Source organism: Mumia sp. zg.B21 (assembly GCF_019550855.1).
In the GTDB taxonomy this organism is placed as follows: domain Bacteria; phylum Actinomycetota; class Actinomycetes; order Propionibacteriales; family Nocardioidaceae; genus Mumia.
The window spans coordinates 440,453-456,600 of sequence record NZ_JAHWCJ010000001.1 but is presented as its reverse complement, the minus strand read 5'-3'; the positions used below and the strand labels follow the sequence as shown (position 1 = coordinate 456,600).

General features: G+C 70.6%; 18 protein-coding genes. 2 read left to right on the top strand and 16 right to left on the bottom strand.

Annotated elements, in window-relative coordinates; genetic code table 11:
- Positions 1-12 precede the first annotated feature (12 nt).
- The 8 genes from dprA to rplS form a co-directional block, all read right to left on the bottom strand.
- The gene (dprA, locus tag KV100_RS02320) at positions 13-1,245 is read right to left on the bottom strand and encodes a DNA-processing protein DprA (RefSeq protein ID WP_220341292.1); all 1,233 of its coding nucleotides are present in this window, start codon (positions 1,243-1,245) and stop codon (positions 13-15) included.
- The gene (locus KV100_RS02315; protein ID WP_301021654.1) at positions 1,242-2,810 is read right to left on the bottom strand and encodes a YifB family Mg chelatase-like AAA ATPase; all 1,569 of its coding nucleotides are present in this window, start codon (positions 2,808-2,810) and stop codon (positions 1,242-1,244) included. Before KV100_RS02315 ends, dprA begins: the two co-directional genes overlap by 4 nt.
- Positions 2,807-3,175 carry a YraN family protein gene (locus KV100_RS02310; protein ID WP_220341291.1) on the bottom strand — a complete coding sequence of 123 codons (369 nt, stop codon included), beginning with the start codon at positions 3,173-3,175 and terminating at the stop codon, positions 2,807-2,809. Before KV100_RS02310 ends, KV100_RS02315 begins: the two co-directional genes overlap by 4 nt.
- 102 nt (positions 3,176-3,277) lie before the next feature.
- Positions 3,278-3,586, bottom strand: coding sequence for a DUF2469 domain-containing protein (locus KV100_RS02305; RefSeq protein WP_220341290.1), 309 nt, complete (start codon positions 3,584-3,586; stop codon positions 3,278-3,280).
- 67 nt (positions 3,587-3,653) lie between these two features.
- Positions 3,654-4,520, bottom strand: coding sequence for a ribonuclease HII (locus KV100_RS02300; protein ID WP_308291320.1), 867 nt, complete (start codon positions 4,518-4,520; stop codon positions 3,654-3,656).
- Positions 4,521-4,542: 22 nt separating this feature from the next.
- Positions 4,543-5,250: a signal peptidase I gene (gene lepB / locus KV100_RS02295; protein ID WP_220341289.1), complete on the bottom strand. Its 708-nt coding sequence runs from the start codon at positions 5,248-5,250 to the stop codon at positions 4,543-4,545.
- A gap of 49 nt (positions 5,251-5,299) precedes the next feature.
- Positions 5,300-6,073 (bottom strand): signal peptidase I, encoded by a 774-nt coding sequence (gene lepB, locus KV100_RS02290; protein WP_255559259.1) that lies wholly within the window; start codon positions 6,071-6,073, stop codon positions 5,300-5,302.
- A 25-nt stretch (positions 6,074-6,098) separates the two neighbouring features.
- Positions 6,099-6,449, bottom strand: a complete 351-nt coding sequence (gene rplS, locus KV100_RS02285; RefSeq protein WP_220341288.1) for a 50S ribosomal protein L19 — start codon at positions 6,447-6,449, stop codon at positions 6,099-6,101.
- Positions 6,450-6,899: 450 nt separating this feature from the next.
- Between rplS and KV100_RS02280 the strand changes: the two genes are divergently transcribed.
- Positions 6,900-7,715, top strand: a complete 816-nt coding sequence (locus KV100_RS02280) for a LuxR C-terminal-related transcriptional regulator (protein ID WP_220341287.1) — start codon at positions 6,900-6,902, stop codon at positions 7,713-7,715.
- Between the two features lie 3 nt (positions 7,716-7,718).
- Here KV100_RS02280 and trmD read toward each other — a convergent pair whose 3' ends face one another.
- From trmD to rpsP, 4 genes are read right to left on the bottom strand one after another with little or no spacing between them, the layout of a single operon-like run.
- A complete protein-coding gene (trmD, locus tag KV100_RS02275) occupies positions 7,719-8,441 on the bottom strand; it encodes a tRNA (guanosine(37)-N1)-methyltransferase TrmD (RefSeq protein WP_255565896.1) in 723 nt (240 codons plus the stop codon).
- Positions 8,438-8,980 carry a ribosome maturation factor RimM gene (gene rimM / locus KV100_RS02270; protein WP_220341286.1) on the bottom strand — a complete coding sequence of 181 codons (543 nt, stop codon included), beginning with the start codon at positions 8,978-8,980 and terminating at the stop codon, positions 8,438-8,440. Before rimM ends, trmD begins: the two co-directional genes overlap by 4 nt.
- 4 nt (positions 8,981-8,984) lie before the next feature.
- Complete coding sequence (locus KV100_RS02265) at positions 8,985-9,227, bottom strand: RNA-binding protein (protein ID WP_220342460.1); 243 nt, start codon at positions 9,225-9,227, stop codon at positions 8,985-8,987.
- A gap of 8 nt (positions 9,228-9,235) precedes the next feature.
- The gene (rpsP, locus tag KV100_RS02260; RefSeq protein WP_220341285.1) at positions 9,236-9,766 is read right to left on the bottom strand and encodes a 30S ribosomal protein S16; all 531 of its coding nucleotides are present in this window, start codon (positions 9,764-9,766) and stop codon (positions 9,236-9,238) included.
- 216 nt (positions 9,767-9,982) lie between these two features.
- Here rpsP and KV100_RS02255 point away from each other — a divergent pair, with 216 nt between their 5' ends.
- Positions 9,983-10,426, top strand: a complete 444-nt coding sequence (locus tag KV100_RS02255) for an HIT family protein (RefSeq protein WP_220341284.1) — start codon at positions 9,983-9,985, stop codon at positions 10,424-10,426.
- 22 nt (positions 10,427-10,448) lie between these two features.
- Here KV100_RS02255 and KV100_RS02250 read toward each other — a convergent pair whose 3' ends face one another.
- From KV100_RS02250 to KV100_RS02235, 4 genes are all read right to left on the bottom strand, one after another.
- The gene (locus KV100_RS02250) at positions 10,449-12,365 is read right to left on the bottom strand and encodes an ABC transporter ATP-binding protein (protein WP_220341283.1); all 1,917 of its coding nucleotides are present in this window, start codon (positions 12,363-12,365) and stop codon (positions 10,449-10,451) included.
- A complete protein-coding gene (locus tag KV100_RS02245; protein ID WP_220341282.1) occupies positions 12,362-14,095 on the bottom strand; it encodes an ABC transporter ATP-binding protein in 1,734 nt (577 codons plus the stop codon). Before KV100_RS02245 ends, KV100_RS02250 begins: the two co-directional genes overlap by 4 nt.
- Positions 14,096-14,168: 73 nt before the next feature.
- A complete protein-coding gene (locus KV100_RS02240; protein WP_374106981.1) occupies positions 14,169-15,569 on the bottom strand; it encodes a gluconate:H+ symporter in 1,401 nt (466 codons plus the stop codon).
- Positions 15,566-16,096 carry a gluconokinase gene (locus KV100_RS02235; RefSeq protein ID WP_220341281.1) on the bottom strand — a complete coding sequence of 177 codons (531 nt, stop codon included), beginning with the start codon at positions 16,094-16,096 and terminating at the stop codon, positions 15,566-15,568. Before KV100_RS02235 ends, KV100_RS02240 begins: the two co-directional genes overlap by 4 nt.
- Between the last annotated feature and the right edge of the window lie 52 nt (positions 16,097-16,148).

Below are 16,148 nucleotides of genomic sequence, written 5' to 3'. Positions count from 1 at the left end.
GCGGGCACGCCGTCACCGGTCCTGGTCCCCGGCGGCAGGGTCTCCCGCCCTCTCGCCCGCGCCATCGCCGGCGCGCGCGAGGTCGGCGCGCCGCGCAAGGTGCCATCCCCGACCCGACGGCCGGACGAATCCGCTTCGCTCCAGATGGTCGAGTGCTGCGGCGACCGCCTCCGGGGACGCACCGGCATGCCAGGCGATCTCGTCGGTGGTCCGGGGTCCCTGCGCAGGCAGGGCCTCGATCACGGCCCGTGACGTCGGGTCGAGACCGTCCCAGACGGTCGCTGGTGCCGACGGTGGGGTGGCGTCACGACGCCCGAGCACGTCGAGGTCCTCGAGAACCTCCGCGCCGTTGGTGACGAGCACGGCACGACCCTCGCGGATCGCCTGGTGCACGCCGACCGACGACTGGTGCGCCACCGGGCCGGGCACGGCCATGGTGAGCCGACCGAGCTCGTTGGCCCAGCTCAGCGTGTTGAGCGCTCCGCTGCGTCGCGCCGCCTCGACGACGACGGTGCCTTGGGTGAGACCTGCGATGATCCGGTTGCGCGTGAGGAACCGCGACCGGGTGGGAGTCGCGCCGGGAGGATGCTCGCTCACCAGCAGCCCGGACTCGGAGATCGCGCGCAGCAGGCTCGCGTGGGCACGGGGGTAGTCGATGTCGAGGCCGCAGGCCAGGACCGCGACCGTTGGCCCGCCGAGGGCCAGCGCACCACGGTGCGCCGCTGCGTCGATGCCGAACGCCGCCCCGCTCACCACCGCTGTCCCGGCGTCCACGAGGTCGGCCGCCAGGTCCCCCGCCACGTCACGGCCGTAGGTCGTCGCGTCGCGCGCTCCCACGACGGCAGCCGACCGAGCGGTCAGGTCGTCGAGACGGCCCCGGCCGCGGACCCAGAGGCCGAGCGGGCGCCCGACGACCCCCGACACGGCACCGACCTGATCGAGGTCGTCCAACCGCTCCGGCCAGCCTGCATCTCCGGGGCAGACCCAGCGCAACCCGGCACCGCGCGCGACGGTGACTGTTGCCTCGAGCCGCGTGTCGAGTGCGACGGCACGAGCACGCCAGGCTTCCGGTGTCCCCGCGTCTGCGGACGTCACTGCGGCCAGCAGCTCCGTCGGCGTGCGCTCGAGCAGGCCGGCGGCCAGCCTCGGATCACCGGGCTCGGCCACCAGGCTCAGCCCGAGGCGGGCGCGCCGCTCGTCTCGCCGACCACGGGGCGACACGCCGTCCTGCTCTGTCGCAGTCACGCGGTCACCCGCTCCCACAGGGAGCCCTCGGGTGTGGTGCCGCGCCGCAGCGCCGTCGCCGTCTCCAGGTCGTCGTCGTCGGGTGCCGGCCGTTGTCGCAGGTCGGCCACCGTCCACGCGACCCGGAGAAGGCGGTCGGCCGTCCGGGCGTTGACCGTCCCCGCCCGGACCAGCCGACCGACAGCCACCACGAGACGTGTCGGGGTCGGGAGGTCACGACGTAGCGCAGCGCCGGGCACGTCGGCGTTGGTCCGCCACGGCGTGTCCTCGAGCCGTCGACGCTGACGGTCTCTCGCCTCGACGACCCGTTGCGCGACGACCTTCGACGACTCGGGCTGCTCCGCACCCGGTCCGTAGTGGTGGGCCGAGACGGGACCGACCTCGCGCTGGAGGTCGATACGGTCGCGGACCGGTGCGGACAGACGCTCGCCGTAGCGTCGCTTGACCACCGCGCTGCACTCGCACAGCTCACCGGTCCGCCGACCGCACGGACACGGGTTGGCAGCGAGGACCAGCAGGAACCGTGCAGGGAACTCCGCGGTCTGGACCGCACGGGACACGGTCACGCGGCCGCTCTCGAGCGGTTGACGCAGACCGTCGATCACGTCGCGACGAAACTCCGGGGCCTCGTCGAGGAACAGCACCCCGTGGTGCGCCAGCGACATCGCACCAGGCCTCACGGTGCGGCTCCCTCCCCCGACCAGCGCCGCCGCCGACGCCGTGTGGTGGGGGTCGACGAACGGAGGTCGACGCAGCAGCGGCGCGTCGGGAGAGAGCATCCCCCCGACCGAGTAGACGGCGCTCGTCTCCATCGCCTGCTCGTCGTCGAGGTCCGGCAACAGGGACGGGAGTCGCTGCGCGAGCATGGTCTTGCCGACCCCTGGCGGACCCGAGAGGAGCAGGTGGTGAGCACCCGCCGCCGCCACGACGAGAGCAGCACGCGCGTCGTCCTGCCCCGCGACGTCGGCGAGGTCGAGCCCCTCGAACCGGTCCGGGCGCGCCGCTTCACCGGGCACCAGGGCGTCGACCGGAGGGTCGTCCGGGGGATCCTCGCCGCGGAGCAGCGCGGCGGTCTGACGCAGCGACCGCACGCCGAGCACCCGCGCGCCCGCGACGACGGAGGCCTCGGCAGCGTTGGACTCCGGAACGATGACGAGCCCGCAGCCTGCTGCCACCGCCGCGGCGGTCGCCGGCAGGACGCCCGCAACGGCACGCAGCCGCCCGTCCAGTCCGAGCTCACCGAGCACGGCCGCGCTCGCGAGCCTCTCCTGGGGCACGTGCCCTTGGCTGGCGAGGACGGCGAGCGCGATGCCGAGGTCGAAGTGGGAGCCCGCCTTGGGGAGCCAGGCAGGTGACAGGTTGATGGTGACCTTGGTGTCGGGCCACGCGAACCGGCTGTTGGCGATGGCGGCACGGCAACGATCACGGGACTCCGCGAGCGAGGCGTCCGGCAACCCGACCAGCGTCGTCCGGGGCAGCCCAGGGCTCACGTCGACCTCGATGTCGATGACCCGACCCCGCATCCCCTCCAGCGACACCGACATGGTCCGGCCCAGGCCCGTCACGCCGCCCCCACCACGTGCGTGACCTCGGCCGCTCCACGCGCGGGGACGACGACCGCGACGACGTCGATGCGCACGAGTCCGGCACCGGGCTGGTGCTCGGACAGGTAGACGCCCGCGAGACGCCGGAGGCGTGCTGCCTTCTGGGGGGTCACGGCCTCCAGCGGGGTCCCGTACGCGGCGCTCCGGCGGGTCTTGACCTCACAGAAGACGAGCGCGTCGTCGTCCTGGGCGACGATGTCGATCTCACCCCACCGGCACCGCCAGTTGCGGTCGATGACCCGCATGCCTTGGGCACGCAGATAGTCGGCCGCGACGTTCTCGCCGTGCACTCCGACCGCGCGCCGCTGCTCATAGCTCGATGCCATGTCGCCACCTCCACGGACAAGGTGGCGCCTTCCGGCACGACCGGGACGCGCGTCATCCGCGCCTGGGGACGAGCACCGTCTGTGGACAGACGGCCGCCACGCCTAGCCCTTCGGTGGCTCGAAGTCCGAGGTCGCCAGCTCCTCGACGTTGACGTCCTTGAACGTGAGGACCTTGACGTTCTTCGCGAACCGGGCGGGGCGATAGATGTCCCACACCCACGCGTCGGTCATCGTCACCTCGAAGTAGGCGTCACCCGTCTCCGAACGCACCTTCACGTCCACGGCGTTGCACAGGTAGAAGCGGCGGTCCGTCTCGACCACGTAGGTGAAGATGCCGACGACGTCGCGGTACTCGCGGTAGAGCGCGAGCTCCATCTCCGCCTCGTACCGCTCGAGATCCTCCGCGCTCATCGTCCTCCCTCGGTCGGGACCGTCCCTGCGAAACTACCGCGTACGGCGTCCGCCGCGCGCGGTCCGTTCACGCGTGGCGCTCTGCCGACCGCTCCTCGGGACCGATCAGGCCCTCGGGAGCGACCGACGACCACCAGAGGTCGTCCGTCTGCGACGCGACGGCATCGCTCTCCTCCCCAGCGGCTTCCTCGACCTCGAGGCCCCACTCGTCCGTCATGCCGGGCGGGAGCGCCTCACCCAGCGCTGCCGCCGGGCCGGCACCGTCCGTGATCAAGCCCGGCAACCGCCAGGAGACGCGGTGGTGCGGCGTCGGGCCCAACGAGGCGAGCGCCGCGATGTGCTCCGGGGCGGCGTACCCCTTGTTGTCCGCCCATCCGTACTCGGGATGCTCCTCGGCGAGGGCCACCATGATCGCGTCCCGAGCCGTCTTGGCGAGGACGCTCGCGGCGGCGACCGCCGCGCAGCGCATGTCGGCCTTGATCATCGTCACCACCGGAGGCACCTGCTCGACCACCTGCGGCGGCCCATAGAGGCTGGTCTGCTCGGGCGGCGTGAGGTAGTCGTGGTTGCCGTCCAGCAGCACGGAGTCCGGTGCCACGTCGAGCTGGGCGAGGGCACGATGACCCGCCAGCCGGAGCGCAGCGATGATCCCGAACTCGTCGATCTCGTTCGGGGTCGCATGGCCGACGCCGTGCGACGGTGCCCACCGCTTGATCCGTGGCACGAGGCGGCGACGCGCCTCGGCAGTGAGGAGCTTGCTGTCGCGCACGCCCTGAGGAGCGGTCTTCGTCGACTCGGTCACGACGACCATCGCCACGGTCACCGGGCCGCACAGCGCGCCTCGGCCGACCTCGTCGCTGCACGCCAGCGAGGTCAGCCCGCCGCGCAGCATGCGTCGCTCGATCCGCAGCGACGGCGGTGCCGCCGAGCTCACGCGTCGCCCTGGGGCCATCGGCTCAGCCGGCGTCGGGGACGTTCTTGAACGGCTCGTTGTCCGAGCCGCCGGAGCCGGCACGACTCAACGGCCACACGATCCCCCACGACTTGCCCACCACGGCGTCGGTCTTGACGAACCCGCCACCGGGACCGCCCATGTGGGCACGCGAGTCCTGGGAGTTGTCGCGGTTGTCACCCATCAGCCACAGCCGCCCCTCGGGCACCTTCACTCTGAAGCGCTGGCTCGCGGTCGCGTCGGGGTTCTTGACGTACGGCTCATCGATCGAGGTGCCGTTGACCTGGAGCCGTCCCTGGGCGTCGCAGCAGACGACCGTGTCGCCGCCCACGCCGATGACGCGCTTCACGAGCTGGCCGCCCGACGGATAGAGCCCGAAGATCGACAGCGCCTTCTGCACCGGCCCGAGGTCCTCCTCGACCTGGGGACCGAGCCAGTCACCGGGGTCGTCGAACACGACCACGTCACCACGCTCGGGCTCGCCCGTCCAATAGCTGACCTTCTGGACGAGGATGCGGTCGTCGATCTGGAGGGTGTCCTCCATCGACCCCGAGGGGATCCAGAACGCTTGGACGAGGAAGGTCTTGACGACCAGGGCCAGCACCAGCGCCACGACGACCAGCAAGATCGTCTCCTGCCACAGCGGGAGCGGCTTGCGCTTCTGCCGGGCAGGGCGTTCGGCGGCCTTCGCGGCCTGATCGTGGGATGTCACACCGACAGCGTAGCCGGGCGCCCTCGCGTGACGGAGGTGCCGGGGCGCCTCAGTCGAGCGAGGCGAAGGACTCAGGATCGTGGAGGACGGACCGGTCCTTCCAGGGCCAGACCACGAAGGCGACCTTGCCGACGACGTTGCCGTCAGGCACGAATCCGCCGCCCGCCTCGTCGACGTGGGCGCGCGAGTCTGCGGAGTTGCCGCGGTTGTCGCCCATCACCCAGAGGTGCTCCGCGGGCACGGTCACGCTGAAGGGCGTACGGCCGGTCGCCGTCACGTCCTTGACGTACGGCTCCTCGATCGCGACGCCGTTGACCTCGATCCGTCCGGCCGTGTCGCAGCACTTGACGGTGTCGCCACCGACGCCGATCACGCGCTTGACGAGGTGGCCGCCCGACGGGAACAGGCCGGCCGAGGAGAGAAGCTTCTGGGCTGCGTTCGAGGATCCGTGGACCTCTCCCGCACTCAGCCAGCCGCCGGGATCCTCGAAGACGACGACCTCGCCGCGGCGGGCCTCACGCCCCCAGTACGACACCTTCTGGACGACGATCCGGTCCTGGACGCCGCCCGCGTTCCCGGTCAGCGTCGGCTCCATCGACTCCGACGGGACGTAGAACGTCTGGAGGAAGAGCGACTTCACGATCAACGACAGCAGGAGCGCGGCGAGGAGCAGCGCGACGATCTCCATCCAGAGTGGGATCCGTCGATCGCCCCATCGCGCCGCGCCGAGCCAGCGACGCGCCGGACCCCCCGCCGAGCGGAGTGCCCGGTGCGTCCCTCGTACTTCGTCGTCGGCACGGCCGACGACCGGCTCGTCACGCATGGTCCACAGTCCCCCCCGAGACTGCTCAGGCCTCGCGCTTCTCCTTGATCTTGGCCGCCTTGCCCCGCAGGTTGCGCAGGTAGTACAGCTTGGCGCGGCGCACGTCGCCGCGGCTCACGATCTCGATCCGGTCGATGATCGGGGTGTGGAGGGGGAAGGTGCGCTCGACGCCGACACCGAAGCTCACCTTGCGGACGGTGAACGTACGTCCGACGCCCGAGCCCTGCACGCGGATCGCCACTCCCTGGAACACCTGCACGCGGGAGCGGTTGCCCTCGATCACCTTGACGTGGACCTTGAGGGTGTCCCCGGCGCGGAATGCGGGGACATCGTCACGGAGCGACTCGCTCGCGACGGCATCGACTACGTTGGTCATCTCAACTCTTCCTCGTCGGTGCCACAGGTCACCCACGGAATGCGTGGTGTGAATGCTTCAGAACGGTGCTGCGACACGTCGCGTGCGACGGTCCTCGCGGCTCGAGACCCCTGTGGCAGCAGAGCCCAGCACCGACCTCCCAGTCTGCCACACCGCCGTCAGCGTCCGTTAATCGGCCGACGGCAGCGCCCAGGACCGCCGTCCTCTCGGCATCACCCCCGCCGACGCCGGCGAACTGCGGTCCTGGGCTCTGGTGCGAGCGTAGGTCTCCGAAGGGGACCGGCGGAATACGCAGTGGTACGTACGCACGGGCCTCTGGCGAGACAGGCCGGAGCCTGGTGTCACATCGGCGCCACGGTGGCGACGTTCAGTCCTCGACCACGGGGCGACGTTCTCACCGCCGTTCGCTAGGCTCGCCGCACAGGCCCAGTCGAGGAAGGACGGGGAGCGATGCCCGACGCCGCACAGTGGATCGGAGTCGCCGCGGACGTCCTGACCGGCGACGACCTCTGCGCTGCGCGGCAGCGGCTCACCGACCACCTCCTCCACGAGTTCGGCGCCAGTGCCGGAGCACGGGTCGAGCTCGACGCGCCGACCGGCACACTGACGCTCCACGGCTTCCCCGGAGACATCGCCTTCGACACCGAGCGCTGGCCGTACGGGCTGGTGACGCTGACGCGCACACACCCTCTCGTCCTGCACTACGTACGCACCGGCTCGCTCGAGCCGGAGGTTCTCCTGCAGCCAGGCGAGAGCACGCGGACCCTCCCCACCGTGCTCGTCAACCTGCTCGACTCGGTCGGCATCGGCCTGCACCAGCTCGTGCTGCCGCTCCGCAACGAGGTGGGAGTCGGCATCGAGGCATACGTCCTCGTCCGCGACGACCCCTTCCCGCGATGGTCACTCCCGCGTGCCCGCGCGCTGCACGCCCTCGTCCGCGGGCTCGACCAGCACCTTCGGCTCCGGGTCGCCGCGCCCGAGGTGGCCGAGCCCACCAGCGACGACGCCGGCCTCACCCCGCGCGAACGCACCATCTTGGCGATGCTGGCGGAGAGCCGCACCGCCGAGTCGATCGGACGAAGCCTGGGGATCTCGGTCCGGACGGTGCACAAGCACCTCGAGAACGTCTACCGCAAGCTCGGCGTGAGCGACCGGGTGGCCGCCGTGACAGCTGCCCAGCGGCGCGGACTGTTCCCCGGCGCCGGCACGGTCGCGGTGATCCGCGAGCGCACACCCCGCGGCGGCGAGGTCTCCAGCATCGGCTGAGGATCAGCCGTCGTCGCCGGCGAGCAGGTCGGGCCGCCGGAGCGTGGTGCGCGCCTCTGCCTGCGCGCGCCGCCACGCGGCGATGCGGGCGTGGTCGCCGGACAACAGGATCGACGGGACCTCGTGGTCGCGCCACACCGCGGGCTTGGTGTAGACGGGGTACTCGAGCAGACCGTCGGACCCGTGGGACTCCTCCGCCAGCGACTCCGGGTTGCCCATGAATCCCGGGAGCAGGCGGATGACGGCCTCGATGACCGCGAGTGCCGCGACCTCGCCGCCGTTGACGACGAAGTCGCCCAGCGAGATCTCCTCGACGGGCATCCGGTCGGCAGCCCAGTCGATCACCCGCTGGTCGATGCCCTCGTATCGTCCGCAGGCGAACGCGAGCCAGGGCTCGCGCGCGAGGCGTTCGGCGTCGGCCTGCTTGAACGGCCGTCCCGAGGGGGTCGGGACGAGAAGGCGGGGTGTGCTGGCGGGCCCCTCCTCCGCGGATCCGGCGGCCAGGAGTCCGTCGAGCGCCTCGCCCCACGGCTCGGGTCGCATCACCATCCCTGCGCCACCGCCGTACGGCGTGTCGTCGGTCGAGCGGTGCCGGTCGTGCGCGTGCTCACGAAGGTCGTGCACGTGAAGGTCGAGCAGGCCACGCTGCTGCGCCTTGCCCGGCAGCGACAGCGACAGCGGCGCGAGGTAGTCGGGGAAGATCGTGACGACGTCGATGCGCATCATTGCGGGCCGGCGTCCTCGGCCTGCTCAGGGTCGAGCAGACCCGCCACCTCGGTCACCTGGACGACCCCTGCCTCGAGGTCGACCTCGGGGACCAGGGCGGCGACGAACGGGACGAGCACCTCGGTGCCGTCGAGGCGCTCCACGGCGAGCATGTCCTGGCCGGGCAGGTGCAGCACCTGGTTGACCGTTCCGCGCTCGACCCCACCCGACAGGACGCGCAGGCCCTCGAGCTGGTGGTCGTAGAACTCCTCGGGGTCGTCCGGACGCTCCGTCTCGTCCACGTCGGCGATGATCTGCGCCCCCCGGAGCGCCTCAGCGGCCGTGCGGTCGGGCACGGCGTCGAACATCACCAGGAGCCTGCCCTGGTGCGGACGAGTGCTCCGGATGGACATGCTCTGGTCGGCACCACCGGACCGCGGACGCAGCACGACCGACGAGCCCGGGGCGAAACGCCTCTCGGGCTCGTCGGTCGTCAGGTCGATGCTGACCTCACCGCGGATGCCGTGCGCCCGGCCGATCCGGCCGACGACGATCTCCACCGGATCAGCGACGCCGGTCGACGTCGACGAAGTCGATGCGCGCACCGCCGCTGCCGGCGAGAGCGCCGGCGACGGTCCGGATCGCCGTGGCCGTGCGGCCCTGGCGCCCGATGACCTTGCCGAGGTCCTCCGGGTGGACTCGCACCTCGAAGAGCGTGCCGCGGCGAAGCTGCTTCGGGGTGACGTCGACCTCGTCCGGGTGGTCGACGATGCCGCCGACCAGGTGCTCGATCACTTCGCCCACCATCACGGTGATCAGGCCTCCGAGGACTCGGAGGTCTCGGTGGACTCGGCAGCCGCCGGCTCCTCGGCCTTCTTGGCAGACTCGTCGGCCTTGGCGGCCTTCTCGTCGCCCTTGGCGGCCTTCTCGTCGCCCTTGGCAGCCTTCTTGGCCGGCGCCTTCTTGGCCGCGGCCTTCTTGGTCACGGCCTCGGTGCCGGGCTCGCCGTGGACGGCCTTGAGCGCCTCGTTGAAGACCTCGGCCTTGTCACGCTTCGGCTCGGCGAGCTTGACCGTCGACTCGGCGGTCTCGCCCTTGGACCGCTGGAGGTCACCGGTGAGCTTGAGCAGCGCGGTCACGGCCTCGCTCGGCTGAGCGCCGACGCCGAGCCAGTACTGGGCACGGTCGGAGTCGATCGTGATGATCGAGGGATCGGCCTTGGGGTTGTAGGTGCCGATCTCCTCGATGACGCGTCCGTCGCGCTTGGTGCGCGCGTCGGCGACGACGACTCGGTAGAACGGCGTGCGGATCTTGCCCATCCGCTTAAGACGAATCTTGACGGCCACGGGTGTGGTGTCTCCTCAATGAACGTGGTGTGGTGATCCAGCCGCCACCGTGTGGGGAACGGGGCCGCCTGATCGTGGATCCGAACGCGTCCGAATGAGAGGGTCCAGACGCGAGACGGAATCGCCGTCCATTGTGCCAGACCGCGTCCCACGGCTCCAACTCGCGGCACCGTCGAGACGATCCGTGCTCGGTGCGCGTACGGCACACTGCTCCGTATGAGCACGCTCTTCACCAAGATCATCGCCGGAGAGATCCCGGGACGCTTCGTGTGGGCCGACGACGAGGTGGTCGCCTTCCTCAGCATCGGGCCGATCCGCCAGGGCCACACCCTCGCGGTCCCGCGCACGGAGGTCGACCACTGGATCGACGCCGAGGACGTGCTGCTCGCACGGCTGACCTCCGTGGCGAAGCGGATCGGCGCTGCCCAGCAGGCGGAGTGGGACAGTCCACGGGTCGGCACGATGATCGCCGGCTTCGAGATCCCCCACCTCCACGTCCACGTCTGGCCGGTGTGGGACCTCGACGACTTCAGCTTCGCCGCCGTGGACCCCGACCCGCCCGCCGCCTCCCTCGACGAGGCCGCGGAGCGGCTGCGCGCCCGCCTCGTCGCCCAGGGACAGGGCGCCCACGTGCCGGAGGACGTGTCGTCGGCCGGCTGACTCCGCCGCCGACGCCTCGGGGTCAGATCTCCGCGCCGGCGAACTGCGCCTGGTAGAGCCGCGCGTAGGCGCCGCCCGTGGCGACGAGCTCGTCGTGCGTGCCCTGCTCCACGATCCGGCCCTGCTCCATCACCACGATGCGGCTCGCGTCGCGGATGGTGGAGAGGCGGTGCGCGATCACGAAGCTGGTCCGCCCCGAGCGGAGCTTCTCCATCGCCTGCTGCACCAACGCCTCGGTCCGGGTGTCGACGGAGCTGGTCGCCTCGTCGAGCACCAGGATCGACGGGTCGGAGAGGAACGCGCGTGCGATCGTGAGCAGCTGCCGCTGGCCCGCGCTGAGGTTCCCCCCGTCGTCGTCGATCACGGTGTCGTAGCCGTCGGGCAGCGTGCGCACGAAGTGGTCGACGTAAGCCGCCTGTGCCGCCGCGACGATCTGCTCCTCGGTCGCCCCCTCCGCGCCGTAGGCGATGTTGTCGCGGATCGTCCCGTGGAAGACCCACGCGTCCTGCAGCACGACGCCGAAGTTTGCACGGAGCACGTCGCGGTCCATCGCCCGGATGTCCATCCCGTCCAGCGTGATGCGACCACCGTCGACGTCGTAGAACCGCAGGGCGAGATTGGTCAGGGTCGTCTTGCCGGCACCGGTCGGACCGACGATGGCGACGGTCTGACCCGGCTCGGCGACCAGGTCGAGGTGCTCGATCAAGGGAGACTCGGGGTCGTACGAGAACGACACGTCCTCGAAGGCGACCCGTCCGCTCACGGCCTGCGGCGCCAGCGCGTCCGGTGCGTCGGGGACCTCCTCGGTCTCGTCGAGGAGCTCGAACACCCGCTCCGCCGAGGCGACCCCGGACTGGAGCAGGTTGATCATCGACGCGACCTGCGTGAGCGGCTGGGTGAACTGGCGCGAGTACTGGATGAACGCCTGGACGTCGCCGACGGTGATCGCCCCCGTCCCGACCTTCACCGCACCCATCACGGCGATCGCGACGTAGTTGACGTTGGACACGAACATCATCACCGGCTGGATGAGGCCGGAGACGAACTGCGCGCGGAAGCCGGCGTCGTACACCCGCTCGTTGGCGGCGTCGAACTCCAGTCGCGCCTGCTCCTGGCGGCCGAAGACCTTGACGACCTCGTGGCCGGTGAAGTTCTCCTCCACGTGACCGTTGAGCCGCCCGGTGGCAGCCCACTGCGCGACGAACTGCGGCTGGGAGCGCTTCGCGACGCCGCCCGCGACGACGACGGCGATCGGGATCGTCACGACGGCCACCAGCGTCAGCACCGGTGAGATCGTCAGCATCATCACCAGCACTCCCACGACGGTGAGGAGCGAGACGAGCAGCTGGCTGATCGTCTGCTGGAGGGACTGGGCGATGTTGTCCAGGTCGTTGGTGACCCGCGAGAGGATCTCCCCTCGCGGACGCGAGTCGAAGTAGGACAGGGGCAGCCGGCCGATCTTGTCCTCGACCTCGCCACGCATACCGGCGACCGTCCGCTGCACGAGCCGGGTCGTCATCACGCCCTGGACGTACATGAAGATCGAGGACAGCACATAGATGCCCAGGAGGCCGACGAGGATCCATCCGAGCGCGTCGAAGTCGATGCCCTGGCCCGGCTGGAGGTCCATGGTCTGGACCATGTCGGCGACGCGGTCGTCACCCTTCGCCCTCAGGTCCTCGACGACCTGCTCTTTGGAGGCGCCCTCCGGGAGACCGCTGGCGATGTAGCCGTCGAACACGATGTCGGTGGCGAGCCCGAGGATGCGCGGCCCGATCACGCTGAGGGCCACCCCGATGACGGCGAGGACGGCGATCGCGCCCGAGCTCACACGGTCGCGGACGAGTGTCGCGAGCAGACGACGGGCTGACGACCCGAAGGACTTGGCACGTTCCGGCGCTCGCGCGCCCAGCATGGGGCCGGGGCCACGGGCGCTCATGCCGCCTCCTGCGCTGTCAGCTGGGAGAGAACGATCTCGCGATAGGTCTCGCAGGTGTCCATCAGGTCGGCGTGCGTGCCCGTCCCCACGACCCGGCCCTGGTCGAGGACGACGATGCGGTCGGCGTCGCGGATCGTGCTGACTCGCTGCGCGACCACGATCACGGCCGCGTCGGCGGTGACCGTCCGCAAGGCGCGCCTCAGCGCGGCGTCGGTGGCGAAGTCGAGCGCGGAGAAGGAGTCGTCGAAGAGATAGACGAGCGGGCGGCTCACCACGGCTCGCGCGATCGCGAGGCGCTGCCGCTGGCCGCCGGACACGTTGGTCCCACCCTGCGCGATGGGCGCGTTCAGCCCCTCGGGCATCGCGCGGACGAAGTCGTCGGCCTGCGCGATCTCCAACGCCTCCCACAGCTGCTCGTCGGTGGCCTCGGGGCTGCCCATGCGGAGGTTGGTCGCCACGGTGCCCGAGAAGAGGAACGCGCGCTGCGGCACCAGTCCCATCGCCTCCCAGACCCGCGGGAGGACGCGGTCACGGACGTCGACTCCGTCGAGCAGCACCCGCCCGTCGGTCACGTCGAAGAGCCGCGGGATCAGGTTCAGCAGCGTCGACTTGCCGCTGCCGGTGGACCCGATGATCGCCGTCGTCTCCCCGGGGCGGGCGACCAGGTCGACGTCGCAGAGCACCGGCTCCTCTGCCTCGGGGTAGCTGAAGCCGACCCCGGCGAGCTCGACCTGCCCGGTGATGACGGGCGACGCGTCGGCGTCGGGGGCGCTGACGACGGTGGGATCGGTGCTGAGGACCTCCTGGACGCGGTCGGCCGAGACCTCGGCTCTCGGCAGCATGACGAACATGAAGGTCGCCATCATGACGGCCATCAGGATCTGGACCAGGTAGGTGAGGTACGCGGTGAGCGTCCCGACCTCGAGCGTGCCGTCGGCCACGCGGTGCCCGCCGAACCACAGCACGGCCACGCTGGAGGCGTTCATCACCAGCATGACGGTGGGGAACATCAGGGCCATCCACTGACCGGCCCTGATCGCGACGTCGCGGTACTCGGCGTTGGCGGCGGCGAAGCGCTCGCGCTCGTAGCCGCCCTTCACGAAGGCGCGGATGACCTGGATCCCCATGATCTGCTCGCGCAGGATCCGGTTGATGACGTCGATCTTGCCCTGCATCTGCTGGAAGTACGGACGCATCTTGACGATGATGATGCCGACGGCGACGACCAGGAGCGGGATCACGACCGCGATCAGCCAGGAGAGCCCGAGGTCTTGACGCAGGGCCATCACGATGCCGCCGACGCACATGATGGGCGCGGCGACCAGCATCACGAACACCATGAAGGTGACCATCTGGATCTGCTGCACGTCGTTGGTGCTGCGCGTGATCAGGGTCGGAGCTCCGAACCGCGAGACCTCCTGCGCGGCGAACGACTCGACCTTGCGGAAGACCGACTCACGCAGGTCGCGACCGAAGGCCATCGCCGTACGGGCGCCGAAGTAGACGGCGACGATCGAGCACACCACCTGGACGCAGGTGACGAGCAGCATGATGCCGCCGAGGCGGAGGATGTAGCCGGTGTCGCCGTTGACGATGCCCTTGTCGATGATGTCGGCGTTGAGGCCCGGCAGATAGAGGTTGGCCAGCGTGGAGACCAGCTGGAAGAGGAGCACGAGCGCGATCGCGCCGCGGTACGGACGCAGGTACGTCCGTGCGAGGGTCCAGAGCACGGCTTGACGGTACCGCCGACGTGGTTGCGACCCACACCGAAATACGCGGGTTTCGCTCCCGGCGTACTGCGGCTCAGACCACCACGTTGAGGAGCAGGACGACGACGAGGCCGGAGACGGACAGAACCGTCTCCATCAACGACCACGACTTGATCGTCTGTCCGACCGACATGCCGAAGTACTCCTTGATCAGCCAGAAGCCGGCGTCGTTGACGTGGGAGAAGAACACCGAGCCTGCCCCGATCGCCAGCACCAGCAGCGACACGTCCCCCTGCGCCATGCCCTCGGTCAGCGGGACCATGATCCCTGCGGCGGTGATCGTCGCGACGGTCGCGGATCCCGTCGCGAGGCGGATCAGGACCGCGACCAGCCACGCCACCAGCAGCACGGAGATGCCGGAGTCGGTGACGAAGTCGGCGATGACCTCCGCGATCCCGGTGTCGATCAGCACCTGCTTGAAGCCGCCGCCCGCACCGACGATCAGGATGATCCCGGCGATCGGGGGCAGTGACGCCCCGATGCTCGCGCTGATGCCATCACGGTCCATGCCCGAGCCGACGCCGAGCGTGAAGATCGCCACCAGCACGGCGACGAGCAGCGCGACGAGCGGCTCGCCGACGAAGTCCATGAAGGCGTACGGCAGCCCGTCCTCGTCGAGGAGCAGGTCGGCGACCGCCTTGGCCATCATCAGCACCACCGGGAGGAGCACCGTGGCGAGCGTGACCGCGAACGACGGCCGGCGGGCGCCCTCGGTGTCGCGGGACGCCTCGAACTGGGCGCCCTCGGCGTGCACCTCGCCCACCCAGCGCTCGGCGAGCCTGGTGAACAGCGGGCCGGCGACCACGATCGTCGGGATCGCGACGAGGATCCCGAGGCCGAGCGTGAGGCCGACCTCCGCGCTCAGCACGTCGATCGCGGCGAGCGGACCGGGGTGCGGTGGCACGAAGCCGTGCATCGCCGAGAGACCGGCGAGGGTCGGGAGGCCGACGGTGATCAGGGAGAGGCCGGTGCGCCTGGCGACGAGGTAGATCACCGGCATCAGCAGGACGAGGCCGATCTCGAAGAACATCGGCAGGCCGATGATGGCGCCGATCGTGGCCATCGCCCACGGCAGCATCCGCGGGCTCGCACGGCCGACGATCGTGTCGACGATCTGGTCGGCACCACCGGAGTCCGCGAGGAGCTTGCCGAACATCGCGCCCAGGGCGATCAGCACGCCGACACCGGCGACGGTCGAGCCGACACCCGCGGTGAAGCTCTCCAGCGTGTCGGCCAACGGCATGGTCGCGACGGCACCGACCGTCAGCGATCCGAGCGTGAGCGCGAGGAACGGGTGCACCTTCAGCCACACGATCAGGACGACGATCAGCCCGATACCGATCAGCGCCGCGGTGACGAGCTGGGCGGTGCCGGCGGCGGGGGTCACCGCCTCCTGGGCACCGACGAGACCGAAGAGTCCCCCGGGGCCGGTCACAGCCGTCGCTCCTGCGCCTGCACCGCCTCGACGCGGCCGAGGAACGTGTCGACGATCTCGGCCGGCGGCGGCGCGATGTCGAGCACCTCCCCGTTCTCGTCGGGCTGCAGCGGCTCGAGCGTGTCCTCCTGCGACTGCAGCAAGGAGACCGGCATGAAGTGGTCACGGCGCTCCATCCGCTCCCGGATCAGCGCATGGTCACCGGCGAGGTGGAGGAAGGTCGCACGCGGCGCCGAGTCGACGATGACGTCGCGGTAGGCCCGTCGCAGCGCCGAGCAGCTCACCACCGCCCCGCGGCTGTCGTGCTCGTGGAGCCACACCCCGATCGCCTGCAGCCACGGCCACCGGTCCTCGTCGGTGAGCGGTGTCCCGGCGGACATCTTGGCGACGTTCGACTCCGAGTGGAACGCGTCGCCGTCCTCGTACGGGACGTCCAGACGCTCAGCGAGCTTGTGTCCGATCTCCGACTTCCCGACGCCGGAGATTCCCATCACCACCACGAGAGGGGGCGGGGTCAGCTGGCTCATGGTGCACCTCCTGCCCGCGAGCGTGGCACGGCTCGCGGCCCTCTGCCGATCG